Source organism: Mycoplasmatota bacterium (genome assembly GCA_018394295.1).
GTDB lineage: Bacteria > Bacillota_I > Bacilli_A > Haloplasmatales > Haloplasmataceae > JAENYC01.
Genome location: CP074573.1, coordinates 263077 through 283651 on the forward strand (window position 1 = coordinate 263077; position 20575 = coordinate 283651).

Sequence of the window (20575 nt, forward strand, 5' to 3'; positions counted from 1 at the left end):
TAATAATTACACTAACTAGTTATATGGGGATTTATCCCCATATAACTAAATCTATTAATATAGAGGTCTAATATGGGAAGAAAAATTAAACAAATATTTTTAGGAATCATATTAAGTTTTATATTTACTAACTCAATCTATGTGTCTGCAGATGAGGCACAGGATTTTAAACTAAATCTTGGTGATGTAACTAAATACGACCATGAACAAATAAGTGATATATTATATGAACGTTTCGAAATAGCTGGCAATGATGGGATAAAGAGAGTTGCATTTAAAGCAGCTTTTGATCAAAAATCTAGTAATGTTGATATGGTACTTTGGGATAATTATATTGATGCTAATCATTATAAAAAAGCTACTGTTATGGAGATTGCAAAGAATTTTGAAGAAGAAACTGGTAGAAAAGTATACGCTGCTGTAAATGGAGATTTCTTTTTGATGTCATATCCACAAGATAAAAATCTAGTGGGTAAGACTTTGCACACTTACATGAAAGATGGGAAAGAAATTGTTTATGGATGGGAAACTAAATTAACTAATTTCGGTTTTAATAATCAAGGTGAGTATAAGATTCAAACTGGGGTTCTAACACTGGATACTCAGAAAAAGAAGATATTACGCGTTTATCTTGATGATAACAATTATAAAGATTTTGACATTGATAAATTAGATAAAATGGTAATTGGAGGAGAAGTTGGTATTTATACACCAGCCTCTAAACAAATAAACGGAACATTTACAGGAAAGTATATTGCAAAAGTCGAAAACAATAATTATGATTATCCGATTAAAGCGAACATTGTTAGAGATAGTAATCAAGAACTATTAACGAATAGTTTAGTAGATATACCTTCAGGTCATATTGGAATAGCAGTTAATTCTTTCGGACAATACATAAGTGGTGAAGCACAATTTTTCTATGAAACATTACAAAATGGACAGAAAATTGAGATTTTAGAAAAAGAACATTATAGTGATTCAGGGTTTGAAAATTTAAATTATGTTGTTGGTGGAAGAACTAAATTAGTATTAAATAGAGAAATAACACCAGAAGGAACAAGTATAGCAGTAGGTCCAACTTCGACACATCCAAGAACAACTCTGGGAGTTACCGTTGATGGAGAATTCTTTATTCAAGTAATTGATGGAAGACAATCAGGATATAGTACAGGACTTACTACAAGAGCTCAAGCTCAACTTGCCTATGATTTAGGTGCTAAAGATGCGATAGAATTAGATGGTGGTGGTTCAACAACATTTATTTTAAGAGTAAATGATGAATTACAGGTAGTTAATCGACCATCGAATGATAATAGGGTTTTACGACCAGTTGGGAATGCTGTTTTATTTGTAGAAGCAGTAGGTAGTGAATTATCAGAAGAGGTGCCTAACTGCGAAGCTTATAGTAATTTAGAAGCATGTAAAACTACTACGACCGAAACTGAAACTACTACAGAAAATACTACTACTACTGATACTCCGATAGATAATAACAATGACAATGATAATGATAATAATAATACTAATATTTATATTATTTCTGCTATTGTTGGAGTTATGGTAATTGGAGCCCTTGGAGCCCTTGGAGTAACGATCAAAAGGAAGCGTTAGGTGATAAAATGAATTTTGAAAAATATATAGACAGTAAACTCTACCACTTCTTCGATAAGGCTTTTAATTTAATTGTAATAAACTTATTATTAATTTTAATAAGTATTTTAGGGTTAGGAGTGTTTACTTTATTCCCTGCCCTAGCTGCTACTTATGTTTTATTACAATGTGAAAGCAATGATATTGGTGTATCACTCATAAAGAGTTTCTATATAGTAATGAAAAAAGATTATATTAAATTACAGAAATTATTTATTATGATTGTACTTATTATAGGAATATTTGCGTTTAATACAATGTTTTTTTATGAGTACGCAATAAGTCAAAATGGGTCAATGTTTCATTTTGTTGGTTTATTTGTTATTTTATCGATAGATTTATTAATAATTGGTATGCTATTACATTTATTTCCTGTCTATATGTATTTCAATAAATTAAAACCCATTGGAATCATAAAATTCTCTACATTGATGGTATTTGCCTATCCGTTTAGAACCATCTTAGTGGTACTTATATCCTTTGGGTGGATTCTTTTAATATCATTTCAACCGCCTACTATTCCCTTTATTTCAGTTACTATTCCAATCTATATATATTTGAAACTATTTAATTCGACCTATAAAAAATTGACAAATAATGATACACCAATAGAAAATTATTATTTTAGCTAAAAAAATAATGTGGAGTGATGAGAGTATGCTTAAGAAACTACTATATATATCAGTATTTCTTGTTATAGTATTAATTACTGTATGTATGAGAACTGATGAAGATGCTTATGCTCTTAATATGAATGCGATACAAGAAAAAGACGTAGAAAACCATATTGAAAAGTTAGAGTATTTACTATTTAATGACAACAAATACAAAAAACTTAGTAATTTAGAGAATCCTGATGAAGAAATCGTAATAGATGGTTATGATTATTCATTGCTATCAGATGGGATTCCAAATTACGATGAAGATAATATTTTAACAAACCCTGCAGATGATTTAGAGGTAAACGTACTAAGTGATTATGAAGGGTTAGAAGGAGAAGCATTATTAACACCTGAAGAAGGGACAGTTACTTGGGATTTTAATGTTTCAGAATCAGGATATTACAATATTGAAATTTACTACTATCCTTATGAAGGTAAGAGTTCTAATCCTGAGCGTGAGATTGCAATAAACGGTGAAATACCTTTTACTGAAATGCGTAATGTGTCTTTTTATCGTCTATGGGGAAATGAAAGTCCAGTAAAACATATTGATGGTAAAAATGATGTAAGACCTTCAAGAATTGAAAAACCAGAATGGCATAAAAGAATTCTAGAAAATGAGGAAGGATATTTTGAACCTTACTTCTTTGAATTAACAGAAGGTAAAAATACCATTTCTTTAACAGCAATTCGTGAGCCATTATTGATTGATAAAATTATCATTCATAAAATAGATGAAAGAATATCTTATGAAGATTATTCACAACAATATAATTCTTTTAATCAAAGCGATAAGAAATTGACTATTCAAGGAGAAGATTCTGTCCTTCAGTCTTCACCAACATTGTATCCACAAATAGATAGAACAAGTATTAGAACAGAACCATTTCATAATACACAATTAAGATTAAATTGTATTGGTGGATACAATTGGAGAGCTGTCGGAGATTGGATTGAATGGGAAATTGATGTACCAGAAACTGGTCTATATAATATTTCAATGAAAGCTCTTCAGAATATGAAAGCTGGTTCATTCTCAACAAGAAGTTTATTTATTGATGGAGAAATACCATTTAAAGAAGCTGCTAATATTGAGATAGTTTATAAAAGTGATTGGCAAAATGTCACTTTTGGAGACGATGAAGGTGCCTATTTATTTTATTTAGAAGAAGGAACTAGAAAAATCACTTTAAAAAATACCTTAGGTAGATATGAACCTATTATCGAAACCGTAGAGCAAGAAATATATAATCTAAATACCTTATACCGTGAAATTATTATATTCACAGGTGTATCTCCAGACGTATATAGAGATTATCAGTTAGAAAAAAGAATTGAAAATTTACCTCAAAAACTTAAAGATAGTTCCGATAATTTGAAAAACGCGATTGATCAAATAGTTGAAATAACTGGTGAGTATAGTTCTAATATTTCTGTCATCCAAAAGACAGTAATGCAACTTGATATGTTTTCTAAAAATGTTAGAAAAATACAATCAAATTTAGCTTCCTTTAAAAATAATATTGTTTCTTTAGGGGCATGGACAATGACAGCAAGAGAACAGCCATTATCAATTGACTATCTAGTAATCCATAATGATAATTATGAATTACCAAGAGCCCATTCTAACTTTTTTGAAAAACTATGGTATCAAATCACATCTTTCTTTTCATCTTTCTTTGTTGATTATTCATTGATAGAAAATGATGAAGGTGATACAGAAGATTATGAAGAAATTACGGTTTGGCTTCAAGGGACTGGGCGAGATCAAGCAATGATCCTCAAGCAATTAGTTGATGAGACATTTACTCATCAACATAAGGTAAAAGTAAATCTTAAACTGGTTAATGCTGGTGTGTTATTACCTTCAACTTTAGCTGGTGTAGGCCCTGATGTTGCAATGTTTACAGGAGAATCATTACCTGTAGAGTATGCAATGAGAAATGCGATTTATGATATCAGCAAGTTTGAAGATTTTAAAGAAGTAACTAATAGATTTACTGAAAGTGCGATGACGCCTTATTATTATAATGAAGGTTGTTATGGTTTACCTGAAAGTCAAAATTTTATGGTTATGTTTTATCGAACTGACATTTTAGAAGAGTTAGGAATTACTCCACCAAAAACTTGGCAAGAAGTAATAGATATAGTTCCTGTTCTTCAAAGAAATCATTTAGAGTTCTATTTACCACAATATGAAGATTTAAATGCGCTTAACCCAGTATTTTATTCTCTGTTAAATCAATATGGAGGAAAATTATATGCTGAAGGTGGAGCGAGAACAGATTTATTATCAGATGAAGCATTAGATGCTTTTGTTGATTATACGAATTTCTTCAGTAAGTATAGTTTTTCAATACAGGCTAACTTTGTAAATCGATTTAGAAGTGGCGAAATGCCAATAGGAATTGATTATTATACTTTATATAACTCGTTAAGTGTATTCGCACCTGAAATTAGAGGCCAATGGGATTTTGTCCCTATACCAGGAACACCTCAAACGGATGAAAATGGAGATCCAATTTATGTAACAAATCCTGATACTGGTATGATTGAACAATTAATTGATAATACAACCACTTCCACTACATCTGCTGTTGTTATGCTCAAAAAGAATAATAGTCATGAAGCATCATGGGAATTTATGAAGTGGTGGACATCATCAGAAACTCAAATAAGATATTCAAGAGAGATGGAAGGTATTTTTGGGGAAGCAGGTAGACATTCTCCTGCAAACTTAGAAACACTTGATCAATTGCCTTGGCCTTAAAAATATCACACCATTTTAAAAGAACAAATACATAATACAGAAGGTATTCCTGTTGTTCCAGGTTCTTATATTGTGGGAAGATATGTGAATAATGCTTTCAGGGAGTCTTATAATATTGCAACGAACCCAAGAGATACGATGTATAAATATGATCGAAAAATTAATAACGAAATAGCCCGTAAACGAGAAGAATTTGGTTTAGATTAAAAGAGAGGGTTGTTAATATGCACGATAAATCAATTACAATGGAAAAACAATCAAAATTTCAGAAATTCAAGAAAAAAATATATAAAGATCGATACTCATATTATTTAATGGCTCCATATTTAATTATTTTTGGAACATTTACAGTTCTCTCAGTGTTCATGTCAATAGTATTAAGTTTCACAAACTTTAATTTATTAGAATTCCCTAAATTTGTGGGATTTGATAATTATATCCGTTTATTTTTAGAAGATGAATTATTTATCACTGCCATTAAGAATACATTAATTATTGCGATTATCACAGGTCCAATTTCATTTATTTTGGCCTTTGTGGTTGCTTGGTTAATCAATGAATTACCAAAAAAATGGCGATGGTTCATGACTTTAGTATTCTACGCACCATCTATATCTGGTAATGCATATTTATTGTGGAAACTAATTTTTTCAAGTGATATGTACGGATATGCTAATTCCTTTTTATTAAAGAATGGATTGATAACTGAGCCAATTACTTGGCTTCAAGATCCAAAATATGTTATATGGATTATTATACTTGTCCAATTTTGGTTAAGTTTAGGAGTATCGTTCTTAGCATTTATAGCTGGTTTACAAAATGTGAATACTTCATTATATGAAGCTGGTGCAATCGATGGTGTCAGAAATAGATGGCAAGAATTATGGTATATCACTTTACCACAAATGAGACCACAACTTCTATTTGGAGCAGTTATGCAAATTACAGCATCCTTTGGAGTCGCGGATGTATCAGCAGCAATTGCAGGATATCCATCAGTTGAGGATGCAGGTCATACAATCGTACTTCATTTAATGGATTATGGTGGTATGCGTTTTGAAATGGGGTATGCTTCCGCGATTGCAACCATATTATTTATGATTATGTTAGCTTCTAACATAGTTGTTCAAAAATTCTTAAGAAGAGTAGGTAGCTAGGATGGAAAAGATTGCAAAATTAAAGAAAATTGTGAAAAATATCTACAATAATTTACTCGTTCGCAGAAGAATAAAAAGAAAAAAACGTATTAATAGATCAAGATCAGGAAATATCGTAATATTTTTATTCTTGCTTATATTTAGTGTATTCAGCGCTTATCCTTTAATATTTATTATCGCGAATGCGTTTAAACCACTTCATGAATTATTTATATTTCCACCTAAATTATTTCCATCTGACCCAACATTTAAAAATTTCAGTGACTTATTAAATTTGATAGGTTCAACTTGGGTTCCTATGTCTCGATATATATTTAACACGATATTCATTACCTTTGTTGGTACAGTAGGGCATGTCCTTATTGCTTCAATGTGTGCCTATCCACTAGCTAAGCATCGATTTATGGGGAAAACACTTATTTTCACCCTAATAATCTATTCATTAATGTTTAGTGGTGCGGTTACAAGCACACCTGTATTTATGATAATGAGTTGGCTTGGACTAATTGATACTCATTTTGCAGTCATCATTCCTGCTTTCGCATTTCCATTAGGTTTATATTTAATGAAACAATTTATGGAAACCATACCCAATAGTTTGTTAGAGGCAGCAAAAATTGATGGCGCTCATGAGTTTAAGATATTTTGGAATGTTGTCATGCCTCTATCTAAACCAGCTTGGTTAACACTTGTTATTTTGTTATTCCAATCTCTATGGGGAACTAGTGGTGGTGGATACATATTCTCAGAACAATTAAAAACATTGAGTTATGCTTTAGGACAAATTGTTAGTGGAGGAATTGCTCGAGCAGGAACAGCAGCTGCTGTATCTGTTGTGATGTTAATCGTTCCAATCACAATATTTATCATTTCTCAAAGTAAAATTATTGACACAATGTCACATTCAGGTATGAAGTAGGTGAAAGTTATGAAGAAGTTTAGCTTAATAGTAGGAATTTTTATTGTCATGTTATTTACCTCTTTTAATGTCAAGGCAGGGTACTACTACTCTTATTGGGGAACTCCTATTGACTCAGTAGACCCTTACACACATGTTAAAACAATTACTCCACCTGAAATTGATGTTGAAATAGGCGAACTGACAGATATGTATGTACACAATGATAATATCTATTTATTGGATGGCAAATTAAATAAGATTGTAATCTTAGATGAAAATTATAAATTTGTTAAACAATTTCCTGAAAATTTGGAAATGGATCCAGTAAAGATGAACGGACCTAAAGGTATATTTGTAAGAGATGAATTAGATAAATCTGGTGAATTAAGAACATATATATATGTTGCTGATACAGGAAATGGTCGAGTTCTTAGAATAAAAGATAACTGGTTATATAAAGAATTTAAAACACCGGATGAATTGATTTTCCAAGGAGAAGAAGCCGTTGATTATAAACCGGAAAAAATAGTTGTTAACAATACTGGGAAAATGTATATTATTGCGACCGGTGTATATGAAGGAATATTAGAACTTGATCCAGATGGGACATTTAGTCGATTTGTAGGGACAAATAAAGTCGCTATCAATATTATTGATAGATTCTGGATGATGTTTATGTCTAAAGAACAAAGAGATAAAATCAATTTATATTTACCAACAACATTTTTGAATTTTCATGTCGATGAAGATGGATTCTTATATACGGTTACTCAAACAAGTGATGGAAGTGGTAATGATATGATAAAACGTATCAATACAAAAGGTGTTGATGTTTTATCAAGAACAGGTTACTTTTTTCCTAAAGGTGAAGTATCGTATACTTGGTGGGATAATGGAGATGTTCCAACAGGACCTTCACTATTATTAGATATTACAGCCAACGATTATGGATTATATTCTGTGGTTGATGTTAACCGAGGAAGAATATTTACTTATGACTTTGATGGTAATTTACTATATATATTTGGTGGGAATGGAAAGCAGGTAGGGAAATTTAGTAATGCGACAACCATTCAATATGTACATGATAATCTACTTGTAATGGATTCCACAAATAACACAATATCAGTATTTGAACCAACTAAATTTGGTGAACTAGTTAATGAAGCAACAAGGCTATATTATGAAGGTGATTATGAAGAATCAGCAGAAGTTTGGGAAAAAACTCTAAAATATAACACCAATTATTATTTAGCTTATCGTGGTATCGCAAGAACCCAATACATTAAAGGTGATTATAAAGCATCTATGGAGAATTTTAAACTAGCAAACGATAAAACGAATTATTCTTTAGCTTATAAAGAATATCGAAATGAGCAACTAAAAAAATACTTTCCTATTATCGTTGTTTTAATGTTCAGTTCTGTTGGATATTTACTTTATAAATCAATAAAAGATAATATCCGAGAAGCAAAAGAAACAGGAAGGGATGACTAATATGAAATGTAAAAAATATATGAAGATGATATTTGAAGACTTGGTAAAGTTTCCTTTGTATATCATTTCACACCCCTTTAAAGGATATGATGATTTTAAACTTCAAAAAAAGGGGAAAATGTATGTTGCTCTAATATTATTAGCATTGACTTCATTAATTACAATATTACGTTTTACATCAATAGGATTTATTATGAATCCTAATAACCCTAAAGATTTAAATAGTATTAAATTAATTTCATTTGTTTTATTCCCAGTTTTATTATTTTCAATTGCAAACTGGAATGTAACAACACTTTTTGATGGAAAAGGAAAATTAAAGGACATATTCATGATGGTTTGTTATTCCTTATTTCCTTATATAATCGTTTCATTTTTTGTCATTATTGCTAGTAATTATTTAACATATGAAGAACTTTTAATATTAAATGTTATTGATTATATAGGAATTTTGGGAATTGTGTATTTAATGTTTTTTGGAATGATTTGCATACATGAATATTCACCTACCAAAGTATTCATTACTACAGGTTTAACAATTGTTGCGATAGGGGTTATTCTGTTTATTGTGTTGCTAATATTTACGTTAATCAGACAATTTTATACATTTGTTTATGCTTTGCTAAAGGAAATATCTAAAAGATATTAAGGTGATTTTATGAAAACATTTATAATTAAATTAATCAGTTTATGTATAGTGATAACAGCAATTTATCTTTTGGTTACAACCGAATATAAAGATGATTTAAGAAAACCTCGAAAAGAATATGATAAAACAGGTTATAAACTTGTCTCTGATGGAAACTTAACTAACACAAATAAAAGTGTTGCAGAAAACTCTGAAACGGGATTATCTTTATATATTGATGAGACTACATCACATATTACATTAGAAAATACAAATACAGGTCAAACGTGGACCTCAAATGTTCAAGAAAAAGATAATTTTGAGGGAATTGTTAGAAGTACAAAAAAGTTACAACAAAGTACACTTAAAATTTGGTATTACAATAAACTTGAAGACCCAAAAGCGATGCTTAATTATGAATTTAGTATTGAAGAACAAAATTATTTAATTAGATACATACCAAATGGTGTTGAAGTGCTTTATATAATTTGTGATACGAATCATTCCGTGTATGATTTACCACTAAGAATTAGTATTGAAAGAATGCAATCATTAGTATTTGATAAACTAGATAAGTTAATCGATACAGGTGATATAAGCGCAGCAAGAGATAAAAGATTATTAAATAGTAACTATATGTACAATGAAAAATATGGTATTTATGTATTGAAAAACCCTGAAAATTTAGCTCAAAATATGATTGATATTATTTACGGAATTTTATATGAAAAAGGAGATTATACTGCACAGGAATTATTATATGATAATGAAGTACAAGGCGTTAGTGATGATAAGGGGAAACCTTATTTTGAAGTTGGTGTAAGATACACATTAACAGATAGTGGCTTTAAGGCAACTATAATAAATGAATCATTATTTGAGAATAAACATTACCTTATTTCCCATATTGATTTATTACCTTATTTTGGAGCTGGAAGTGTCAATGATAAGGGATATATTGTTGTACCAGATGGTTCAGGAGCTATTATGAATTTTAATAATGGTAAAACTTATGCTACTCAATATGAAAAAAAATTATATGGTAAAGACTATGGAAAAGCTGTTTATTCTGCTCCAGAAAAATCATATAATGCATCGATGCCAATATTTGGGATGAAGAAAAATGATGATGCTTTCTTAGCCATCATTACGGAAGGTGATGCTGCAGCATCAGTTATTGCTGATATCAGTGAAAAGTATGATTCATATAATAAGGTATATGCAAGATTTTATTGTCGTGAGAAGGATGTACTTCCTTTACTTGGAATTGGTAATAAAATAAATATGTGGAGTGTAGATTTAAATTCTACCGATTATTCAATTGAATTTAGATTCCCAGAAAAGAAAGACTACTTAGGTATGGCAGAAATATATAATAGTTACTTAAAGAGTCTGGGAATGAAAGAAAAAGAGAACAAGGGGTTAAGACTTAATTTAACTTTCCTTGGTGGATATAGTGATACAGAACATTTTCTAGGTATTCCTTATACTAAGGTAAAACCATTAACTACGACCAGTCAAGTTAAAAAAATTACCCAACAACTCCTTGATGATGGTATCAAAAATATTGATATATCTTATCGTGGTTGGATGAATGGTGGAATTACCCATTCATTACCAAATTCAATAGATATTGAAAATTCAATTGGTGGCGAAAAAGGAATTAATTCATTGATGAAGTTTTGCAAAAAAGAAGACATTAATTTATTCTTTGAAACAGATTTCTTAAAGATAAATACTACTGATCATTTTAAAAAAGGAAAAGAAGCAACTAGACTAATGTCTGGTGATGTTGCAACACATTATCCATTTAATGATGCAACATTATTACCTGATATTTCGAAAAATCCTTATTGGGTATTAAATCCATATTCAATCGAATCAAATATAAATCGTATGAATAAAGAATATAAGAAATATGGACTTAAAAATATTTCATTATCAGATTATGGAAATATCTTATCTGGTCATTATGATGAAAAAAAATTCTATTATAAAAATGAAACATTAGCTATCATTCAAGAGAATTTCAAAGAAATTGAAGATTCTTATAACCTAACCATGGCACACAGTCCTAATATTTATTCAACTCCTTACCTTGATCATATCGTGGATTTACCACTTGAAAGCTCATATTATAGTATCTTGGATGGAGATATACCATTTTATCAATTAGCTATTTCTGATAGCATTAATTACGCTGGAACCGCCATTAATTTAGATGAAAAACATGATATAAATTGGCATATGTTAAAGGCGATTGAGACTGGGTCAAATATTAATTTTACTTGGTCATATTCTGATACTTTTAATTTAATGACAACAGATTATAATCAATATTATTCTACAAAATACAGTGAGTGGTATGATGATGCGGTAAATTTATATAACGAACTAGATAATTTGGGAATATATAATGAAAAATTAGTTGAGCATGAAATTATTAATGAAATGGTTAGAAGAGTTAAATACAGCGATGGTACAGAAATTTATATTAATTATGGAAATACTGATTTTGATTTAGAAAATCTTACGATATTAGCGAATAGCTATACATTGGTTTAGGTGGTGATAATATGGCAAAAATACTAAAAAAAGCAAGTGTTTCTAAGGAAATGAAAAAAACAGCAAAGAAAATAAAAAAACCAATGTCTTTTAAAAATAAGAAAGTGATTTTAGGTGTAATATTTTTATCACCTTGGTTAATTGGGTTTTTAATGTTTTTTGCTTACCCATTTTTCACAACAATTTGGTATAGTTTTAATGAAGTTAGACCACGAGATGGCGCACTTCAATTCAAATTTCTTGGATTTTATAATTATCGTTATATTTTTAATGAACTTGTGTATTTTGAAAAAACATTTATTCGAGTTTTATGGGAATCATATAAAAAATTACTCATAGATTTACCAGTCATATTAATTTTTAGTTTATTAATTGCAACGTTACTGAACGGTAAATTTAGAGGTAGACCATTTATTAGAATGATGTTCTTCATACCAGTTATTCTAAATGCGAATATTATTGAAATCGTGATGAGAGGTTCATTCTCGAACATGTTTTCAGCATCAACCTATGGAAGTGTTTTTGATAACATTCAATTTGAAGCTTATCTAATAGAATTAGGTATTGGTCAAAAATATATCACGTTTTTACTATCATCCGTTACTAGAATATTGACGATTGTTAATCAGTCCGGTGTGCAAATATTAATATTCTTGGCAGCTATTCAAGCAATACCTAAGCATTTATATGAAGCTGCTGAAATTGAAGGCGCAACGAAGTACGAATCATTTTGGAAGATTACTTTTCCATTAGTGTCACCGTTATTCTTAACAATAATAATCTATACAATCGTAGATTCTTTTATAGATTCTCCTGTTATGGCTTTTATTGATTATGCAAGAGATCAAGATCGTTTTTATGGATTATCATCAGCTATCTCAATTGTATTCCTTATTACAAACTTGATTCTAATATTTATCATTTTCTTAACTATAAGAAAGGGTGTATTCTTATATGATGACAAAAAATAATAACATAGCAAAATTTCTTAAAAAAGAATATAATCGAGTAAAAAATGGCCTAGATTTTAGTAATCCAGTTAAGAATAAGGTAAAAATCTCGAAATCAAAAACTTTTGGATTGGCTGTAGTTAGAACAATTGTTTTATACGGATTAGCTTTTATGATCATTTATCCCTTGATACAACAGATTTCTGTTGCATTGAGGGAACCAAGTGAAATAAATAATCTATCAGTTATATGGTTACCAAAAAAGTTTTCATTAGATAATATTAGACTTGCAATAGCGTCACTTGACTATTGGAATGCATTAAAAAACACAGTAATTATATCTACGTTAGCAACAATCGCACAACTTGTTTCTTGTTCATTAGCAGGATATGCATTTGCAAGACTAAGATCTAAATTTAGTGATATTTTATTTATATTTGTCATTTTTACGATTGTTGTTCCAACATCAACTTTATCTTTACCTCAATTTATCTATTTTCAAAAAATAGGTTTATTAGGAAAAACATATTCAATTATTTTAATGAGTTTATTTGGACAAGGTATTAAATCAGGAATCTTTATATACATCTTTAGGCAATTCTTTATAGGTATTCCTAAGGAATTAGATGAAGCTGCACAAATGGATGGTGCAGGACCAACTAAAATATTCCTAAAAATTATGCTTCCAAGTGCCAAAGGTGCCATCGTAACAGTTGGATTATTTGCTTTTGTATGGCAGTGGAATGATGGATATTTTTCTTCATTATTCTTACGTGATACAACTAAAGTATTGACAACAGCAATGTATTCAATTCAATATGGTGTTCATGGTCACTTACAATCTCTAGGACTATGGAAATTAATTGGTGGAGACATTACTAAAAATCCATTATTCTTATCGATGATACTAAATACAGCAGCAATATTGATTATGGCTCCATTATTAATTATGTATTTCTTTGTACAAAAATTATTTGTTGAAGGTGTCGAAAGAACAGGAATCGTTGGATAATAAAAAGGTGAATAATATGAATGAAGATTTCAAACTATCATTAAGAATTGATGGTATAAATACAGTTAGAGGAACGAATCAAATTATTATATATACCTATGATAAGAGAAATGCAAATAACAAAACAGGGACCAACGAATACGGTTATGAAGTAGCTATTGACTTAAACAATCGTGTTTGTGAAAAAGGGACCCATGTTAGTTTTTGCGAGAACGGTATAATTATCTCAGCACATGGAGAAAATGGCGACATTTTTTCAGATAAAATCGAAATAGGTGATAGGTTATTCTACTCAACTGACACCAATAGTATTGTATTTACAAGAGAAATAAAAGATATTGCATTAAGATTAAAAAACAAGATAAAGTTTTTAAAAGAAAAGTTACACAGATTTGAGACTGGTTTATATGATCTAGATTTTGATAGTCTCAAAACAAAACTTTCAATTATTGAGAATTCTTATCAAAAGGTTGAAGCATTGATTATTGAAAATCAAGACATCTCCAAAGTAAAAATTAATGATCTTGAAAATAAACTACATGAACTAGAAATTCAGTTATTTCCATCAATCGTAATTGAGTCTCGAGGATGTTGGCATCGCCCAAATGTCCTTGGGACTGAACATACGCTTGAAGGAATTGAAGCTATATTATCAGAAATGAAAGAAGTTGGAATAAACTCAGTCTATGTAGAAACATTCTGGTGGGGAAGATCAATTAGTAATTCGAAGATTGCCTTCTACCATCCAAGAGTAATGAATGGAAACTACGGTGATTATGAGGATTATTTAAGTGCTTTTATAGATATTGCTCATAAGATGGATATGGAAGTTCATGCATGGACTGAAACATTTTTTATCGGTGGAGAAGTTAAAGAACAAGTACCACCATGGATTGAAGGTAGGGAACACTGGATGAATACAACTTATAAAGGAGGACATATTCAAACAGGTAAAGGAACTGAGGAAGGTTTTATCTTTTTAGATCCTACTAATCCAGAAGTTAAGGACTTTTTAATTAGTTATTATAAAGAATTATCAAAATATAATTTAGATGGTATTCAGCTAGATTATATTAGATATCCACATGAGGATAATCTAGAAACAAGTAGTGGCTATACAGAATATGCCATGAACAAATTTATGGAAGAAATTGGTCTTGAAAAGGCAGATAATTTAAAAGAATTATTATTAGATAATGACAAATTATTTACTGATTGGAAAAATTTTAGAAAAAAACATGTAAGTAATTTTGTTGAATTGGCAGTTAAAGAAATCAAAAAAGTTAATCCTAATATTCTAATTTCAATAGCAGTTGGTTCTGATCCTGAAATAGCAAAAAATATTCTTCTTCAAGATTGGCCAAGTTGGGTTAATAATGGATTGATTGATATCATTGCCCCAATGGCATACTCAAGAGATATTGATTACATTAAAGGTATTGTTAGAAAGATGAATGGAATTTCTAAAGGGATAACTTATAATTATACAGGTATAGGAACCTATATGGAATTTCCTGAGATTGAAAATGTTAGACAGATGATGGCAAGTAGAACCGAAATGGGACTAGGGTCTGTCATGTTTGCCTCACAATATTTAATCCATCAAGATAAATTGAAGAAAGTATTAAAAAATGGCATTTTCCAGAAAGAAGCGATTACGCCAAATACTGATATTGAGAAATTATTATCGGTTTCTTTTCAAGATATATTAGATAAAATAGATCGAATTTATTTAGTTAAAAAAGAAGTAACATTAGAATTTAGAAAGATGATTGAATCTGAATTTAATCGTATTAAAGAAACAGGAAATAACTTAAAAATTTGTATTAATCAAATTAGCAAGTTAGTTGATATCATTCCAAGATATGCAAATAACGAAGCAAAAGAGAGATTAATCGAAGATTTAATATATTTAAAATACATTTTAAACATCAAATTGAATAAGAAGGAGATGAAGAAATGAGAAAGAGTAAATATTTTGTACTACTATTATCATTATTTTTTTGTGTAATTGGTTTTTCTTTGAAAAGCTCTGCTGCAGAAAATTCAGTAACATTGAATTACACTGCTGAAAATCAAGTTAGAGGTGCTAATCAAGTTATCATTTATACATATGAGAACAGAACACCTAATAATAAATCTGGTGCTAATGAATGGGGCTATGAAGTTTCTGTAGATGAAGATAATATTATCGTTGAAATGGGTGTTAATGTTACATTTGCGCCTAATGGTTATATTATTTCTGCTCATGGTGATGACAACCTTGCGTTTATAAAGAATAATGTTTCAGTTGGTGATAAGGCAATCTATGATGAGACTAATAAAACCATCACATTTACTTTTTCAATTCTAGGAAGTATAGCTAATCTAGAAAAAGAAATTAAAAATTTAAAAAACACTAAAATTGAATTAGATTATGGTGCATATGACGTAGATATAAAATCATTAGAAAATGATATTTCAAGCATAGAACAAAAATATGATGAATTATTAATTCTATGTGATGAAGTAAAAAATATGCAGGATTCAGTAGAAAAGACAGAAAAAGAAGCATTAATAGAACAAAAATATGGTGAAATAATTGAAATAATAGGTCAAGCAAATTTAAAAACAATCATTTCACTTAACGTAGAATCTCGTGGTGTTTGGCATCGTCCCAATGTCTACGAGGGTGAAAAAACAATAGAGGGAATTACAAGTACAATTGATGAAATAAAAAGTGCTGGTTTCAATCAAATTTTTCTTGAAACTTTATGGTGGGGGCATACAATCGGTACCTCTGAATACATGGATTATCATCCAAATGTAAAAGATGGTGATTATGGTGAGTACAAAGATTATTTAAGTGCGTTTATAGATATTGCCCATCAAAAAGGGATTGAAGTTCATGCATGGACAGAACCATTCTTTGCAAGTCATTCGAAAAGTGATGGTACCCTTAATCATTATCCAAAATGGTTAACTAAGAATCCAGAATGGTTGAATTTAACTTTTAACGGAGATTTTGTTCAAACAGGAAAAGGAACTGAAGAAAATTTCATTTTTATTGACCCAGCAAATGAAGAAGTTAGAAATTTCTTAACTAATTTTTATAAAGAATTAGCCGATAATTATGATTTTGATGGGATTCAATTTGATTACATTAGATATCCGCATGAAGATAATTTAGAGTATAGTTCTGGGTACACTGAAGTTGCCATGAAGGCTTTTAAGGAAGAATATAATATTGACGCATCAAGTGATTTAAAAATATTATTAACTCAAGAAAAGAGTTATGGAAAAGATGGTTTATTTACTCAATGGAAAGAATGGAGAGCTGCACAAGTCACTAAATTTGTGGAAGAAACCGTTGGAAAAATAAGAGAAACTGATAAAGACATTCATTTTTCAATCGCAACAGGACCTGATTATGAAGGTGCTAAAACGCATCTAATGCAAGACTGGAAAACATGGGTTGAAAATGGTTGGATAGATATTATTGCACCAATGGCCTATACTTTTGATGTTAATTGGGTTGAAACTGTTGTTAAGAGAATGAATGACATATCAAATGGGTTAACTTATAACTATACAGGAATAGGTGCTTATATGGGAGGAAGTCCTTTATTGTATACTGATGAAATACTTGCTTCTAGAAAATTAAAGGGACTAGGTAGTATTCTTTTTGCATCACAAAATATTCTTGGACAGACTGAAATGAAAACTGTTCTTTCAGAAGGTTTATATAAACATGAAGCGATTTCACCTAATACTAACATAGAAAATTTAATTAGTACGGTGTTTGGAAATATTATAGATAAGGCTGAGAGAATATATATTCCAAAAGAACTAATGACCGAAGAACAAAAATTAGCTTTAAAAACAGAATTAGATAATATTAAAAAAATGCCAATGAATAATGCAGATGATTATAATAAAATCATTAAAGAAATTAAAACACTTATCTTTGATGTAAATAATTATGTGGATTCTGTTGGTGCTCAAAGAGTAAAAGAAGATTTATTTTCTTTAACGGATTTAATTGATTTAAAAATCTCTAGATATCTTATTAATAATGGTTATTGGGATCCTAAGACAGAAAGTGAAAGACCTGCAACTGATTCATTTGAGTATCCAGTAGAGAAAGAGGAACCAGGAGACAAAGAGGAACCAGACAATAAAGAAGTAAAAGAAGATAATAATTATATTCCTTATATAATAGCTGGAGGAGTTTTAGTTTGTGTTGCAGGTGCATCAGCTGTATTTGTTTTAAGAAAAAAGAAATAATATGGACTTAGAGATAAGAAGTTTATCTGATTATAATAACTATCAGGCAATGATTGATATTTGGAATCATACGATGGATGAGATGCATCAAGTATCCTATAACTTATTTATGCAAAACAGTATATTAGATGATAATATAGTAAGAAAAAGTAGTTATGTTGCAATTCATAAAGGAACTTTAGTTGGTTATATTATCTTAAAAACCAATAAAGATAGTTTATTAATAAATAATTCCCAAATGGAAGCTTTTATCAACGTTATTTTAGTTGATAAGAGCTTTCAAAAACAGGGTATTGGTTCAAAATTATTAGCCATGGTAGAGTCATATTCTCGTGTCATTGGGATTTCAACATTAACCCTTGGATGTTCAACCAAAACCTATGGACCTGGCGTTTTTGGTAGTGATAGCGAAAAGATAATTAGATGGTTTAAAACAAGAGGTTATAGACACACCTATGAAGCTTTTGATTTACACATGAAAGGTATTAATGGTAACCTTATCAAGTTAGAAAATCATCAAGATGTCTATTTTCGTAAAGGGATTTTAGAAGATAAAGAGAAGTTAATCACATTTTTAAAGAGCGAATTTCATGATGGATGGGCTCACGAAGCGATTGTTTATTTTAAACAAGGCGGAGATGGAAGTGAGTATGTCTTACTCTTTAACTCAAAAGATGAAATAATTGGTTTTTGTAAACTAAATGATTTGAATTCCATTACGTTAGGACATAGTGTAAGTTGGCATGTTTATTATCACAAAATTGGAGGAATTGGTCCATTAGGTGTAGGACAAGCATATCGCAAAAAGAACTTAGGCTTCTATATTACTGGTGCTGCGATAAATGAATTAATAACACAAGGTTGTGAAAATATTATTGTCAATTGGACAGGAATCGTTGATTTCTATAAAAAGTTCGGTTTTCAGATATCAGATAGATATTATGGATTTCAAAAAAAATTATTTTAATAAGTTGTCAAGTAAGGAGGCGTTTATATTGAAAATTATTTTTATACCATTAGATGAAAGACCTTGTAATTATAAATACCCAAAAATGATTGCTGAAACGAGAGATGATGTGGAATTATTAATTCCTCCTTATGATATTATGGGGAAAAAGAAAACAGCAGCAAATGTAGAAAAAGTGTGGGATTTTATATTTGAAAATATCCATGATTGTGATGCTGTGGTATTGTCAATTGAAACTCTTTTGTATGGAGGACTGATTCCCTCTCGACTTCACTATCTTACAAAAGAAAAAGCGAATGATTTGTTAGATAATATTAAAAAGATTAAAGAAATAAATAAAGACATTTCTGTTTATGCTTCAAATATGATTATGCGTACCCCTAGATATTCAAGTGATGATGAAGAACCAGACTATTATGGTATTTGTGGTTTAGAAATCTTCCAACGTGCTTATTATACTGATAAAAAAGCAAGAGTTGGTATATCTGAAGAGGAGCAAATCATATTAGATAAAGCAATTAAGAATGTAAAACAAGAATATATTGATGATTACGAAACAAGAAGAGAATTTAATTCGATGATTAATGGTAGAATTCTTGAATTAGTGAAAGAGGGATCTATTGATTTTCTTTCAATAACTCAAGATGATTCCGCAAGATTTGGTTATACAGCTAGAGATCAACAAAAGGTTGTAAAGAAACTTAAAGAATACAAATTATGGGAAAAAGTAATGATGTATCCTGGAGCTGATGAAGTTGGATGTACATTGATTTCAAGGGCATTAAATCATTTACTAAATAGAGAACCAGAAGTCTATTGTTTCTTTAGTTCAACGAATGGACCGATGATTATTCCAAATTATGAAGATAGACCGATGAATGAAACATTAAAATCTCATATTTTGGCTGCTGGATGTAAAATCACAGAGAATTTAGATAATGCGGATTTCATTTTAGCGATTAATTCACCAGGTCAGAAACAAGAAGAAGCGCCTTGGCAAGAAAATAAAGATGTGACGTATTCTTCATTTAGAAACTTACTAGATTTTTCTGTACGAATTAAAAATTATATTAAAGAAGGAAGACCTGTGGTTATTTCTGATAGCGCTTTTTCAAATGGTGGCGATATCGAACTTCTACAGATTCTTGATGAGATGAATGTTTGTGATAAATTAATATCATATAAAGGTTGGAATACTAACGCAAATACATTAGGTACTACAATAGCAGCTGGTGTCTATGGTTTTGAAAAGTTAAAAGAAGATAAAATTAAAGAAAATGTTTTATTCCATGTATTAGAAGATTGTATGTATCAGTCAATTGTTCGTCAATATTTTGTGGATCATGTCTTGCCTAAATATGATTGTAGCTATGGTGATTTAGGAGATAAAACAGAGATTATAACGAAACTTATAGCCGAAGAAATGAAAGAAAAGTTTAATGCACTTATTTTAAAATCATTTACTGGTTATAATGATGTTGTTTTAGAGGTTGATTCACCATGCAATAGAATGTTTGAAATAGATTTAAACATAGATGTTAAATAGG

At 29.9% G+C, this 20575-nt stretch carries 14 protein-coding genes; all 14 read left to right on the plus strand.

All coding sequences use genetic code 11. The features are described 5' to 3' along the window. The first annotated feature begins 72 nt into the window (after positions 1 to 72). The 14 genes from KHQ81_01160 to KHQ81_01225 all read left to right on the plus strand — a co-directional run bounded on the left by KHQ81_01160 (position 73) and on the right by KHQ81_01225 (position 20574). A complete protein-coding gene (locus KHQ81_01160) occupies positions 73 to 1614 on the plus strand; it encodes a phosphodiester glycosidase family protein (protein QVK18354.1) in 1542 nt (513 codons plus the stop codon). A gap of 8 nt (positions 1615 to 1622) precedes the next feature. Next, on the plus strand, positions 1623 to 2285 hold the full coding sequence (locus KHQ81_01165) for a DUF624 domain-containing protein (GenBank protein ID QVK18355.1): 663 nt from the start codon (positions 1623 to 1625) through the stop codon (positions 2283 to 2285). Between the two features lie 25 nt (positions 2286 to 2310). Next, a complete protein-coding gene (locus tag KHQ81_01170) occupies positions 2311 to 5085 on the plus strand; it encodes an extracellular solute-binding protein (GenBank protein ID QVK18356.1) in 2775 nt (924 codons plus the stop codon). A 224-nt stretch (positions 5086 to 5309) separates the two neighbouring features. Continuing rightward, positions 5310 to 6242, plus strand: coding sequence for a sugar ABC transporter permease (locus KHQ81_01175; GenBank protein ID QVK18357.1), 933 nt, complete (start codon positions 5310 to 5312; stop codon positions 6240 to 6242). Position 6243: 1 nt separating this feature from the next. Then, positions 6244 to 7161: a carbohydrate ABC transporter permease gene (locus KHQ81_01180; protein ID QVK18358.1), complete on the plus strand. Its 918-nt coding sequence runs from the start codon at positions 6244 to 6246 to the stop codon at positions 7159 to 7161. Between the two features lie 9 nt (positions 7162 to 7170). Further along, the gene (locus KHQ81_01185) at positions 7171 to 8640 is read left to right on the plus strand and encodes a hypothetical protein (protein QVK18359.1); all 1470 of its coding nucleotides are present in this window, start codon (positions 7171 to 7173) and stop codon (positions 8638 to 8640) included. A 25-nt stretch (positions 8641 to 8665) separates the two neighbouring features. Next, complete coding sequence (locus tag KHQ81_01190; protein QVK19518.1) at positions 8666 to 9289, plus strand: YIP1 family protein; 624 nt, start codon at positions 8666 to 8668, stop codon at positions 9287 to 9289. A 9-nt stretch (positions 9290 to 9298) separates the two neighbouring features. After that, positions 9299 to 11833 (plus strand): hypothetical protein, encoded by a 2535-nt coding sequence (locus KHQ81_01195; GenBank protein QVK18360.1) that lies wholly within the window; start codon positions 9299 to 9301, stop codon positions 11831 to 11833. Between the two features lie 11 nt (positions 11834 to 11844). Beyond that, a complete protein-coding gene (locus KHQ81_01200) occupies positions 11845 to 12804 on the plus strand; it encodes a sugar ABC transporter permease (protein ID QVK18361.1) in 960 nt (319 codons plus the stop codon). Continuing rightward, positions 12788 to 13795, plus strand: a complete 1008-nt coding sequence (locus KHQ81_01205) for a carbohydrate ABC transporter permease (GenBank protein ID QVK18362.1) — start codon at positions 12788 to 12790, stop codon at positions 13793 to 13795. The genes KHQ81_01200 and KHQ81_01205 overlap by 17 nt, the downstream gene beginning before the upstream one ends. Positions 13796 to 13811: 16 nt before the next feature. Continuing rightward, positions 13812 to 15758 (plus strand): family 10 glycosylhydrolase, encoded by a 1947-nt coding sequence (locus KHQ81_01210; GenBank protein ID QVK18363.1) that lies wholly within the window; start codon positions 13812 to 13814, stop codon positions 15756 to 15758. Further along, positions 15755 to 18061 (plus strand): family 10 glycosylhydrolase, encoded by a 2307-nt coding sequence (locus tag KHQ81_01215; GenBank protein QVK18364.1) that lies wholly within the window; start codon positions 15755 to 15757, stop codon positions 18059 to 18061. Before KHQ81_01210 ends, KHQ81_01215 begins: the two co-directional genes overlap by 4 nt. Before the next feature lies 1 nt (position 18062). Beyond that, positions 18063 to 19028, plus strand: coding sequence for a GNAT family N-acetyltransferase (locus KHQ81_01220; protein QVK18365.1), 966 nt, complete (start codon positions 18063 to 18065; stop codon positions 19026 to 19028). A gap of 28 nt (positions 19029 to 19056) precedes the next feature. Continuing rightward, entirely contained in the window at positions 19057 to 20574 is a 1518-nt protein-coding gene (locus tag KHQ81_01225; GenBank protein QVK18366.1) for a DUF4127 family protein, read from the plus strand. The last annotated feature ends 1 nt before the right edge of the window (position 20575 follow it).

What these genes read in the sequence shown, in the direction of transcription:
- KHQ81_01210 (QVK18363.1), top strand. Translation starts at nt 13,812, where the DNA reads ATGAATGAAGATTTCAAACTATCATTAAGAATTGATGGTATAAATACA.
- KHQ81_01175 (QVK18357.1), top strand. Translation starts at nt 5,310, where the DNA reads ATGCACGATAAATCAATTACAATGGAAAAACAATCAAAATTTCAGAAA.
- KHQ81_01205 (QVK18362.1), top strand. Translation starts at nt 12,788, where the DNA reads ATGATGACAAAAAATAATAACATAGCAAAATTTCTTAAAAAAGAATAT.
- KHQ81_01165 (QVK18355.1), top strand. Translation starts at nt 1,623, where the DNA reads ATGAATTTTGAAAAATATATAGACAGTAAACTCTACCACTTCTTCGAT.
- KHQ81_01215 (QVK18364.1), top strand. Translation starts at nt 15,755, where the DNA reads ATGAGAAAGAGTAAATATTTTGTACTACTATTATCATTATTTTTTTGT.
- KHQ81_01195 (QVK18360.1), top strand. Translation starts at nt 9,299, where the DNA reads ATGAAAACATTTATAATTAAATTAATCAGTTTATGTATAGTGATAACA.
- KHQ81_01185 (QVK18359.1), top strand. Translation starts at nt 7,171, where the DNA reads ATGAAGAAGTTTAGCTTAATAGTAGGAATTTTTATTGTCATGTTATTT.
- KHQ81_01170 (QVK18356.1), top strand. Translation starts at nt 2,311, where the DNA reads ATGCTTAAGAAACTACTATATATATCAGTATTTCTTGTTATAGTATTA.
- KHQ81_01200 (QVK18361.1), top strand. Translation starts at nt 11,845, where the DNA reads ATGGCAAAAATACTAAAAAAAGCAAGTGTTTCTAAGGAAATGAAAAAA.
- KHQ81_01220 (QVK18365.1), top strand. Translation starts at nt 18,063, where the DNA reads ATGGACTTAGAGATAAGAAGTTTATCTGATTATAATAACTATCAGGCA.
- KHQ81_01180 (QVK18358.1), top strand. Translation starts at nt 6,244, where the DNA reads ATGGAAAAGATTGCAAAATTAAAGAAAATTGTGAAAAATATCTACAAT.
- KHQ81_01160 (QVK18354.1), top strand. Translation starts at nt 73, where the DNA reads ATGGGAAGAAAAATTAAACAAATATTTTTAGGAATCATATTAAGTTTT.
- KHQ81_01190 (QVK19518.1), top strand. Translation starts at nt 8,666, where the DNA reads ATGATATTTGAAGACTTGGTAAAGTTTCCTTTGTATATCATTTCACAC.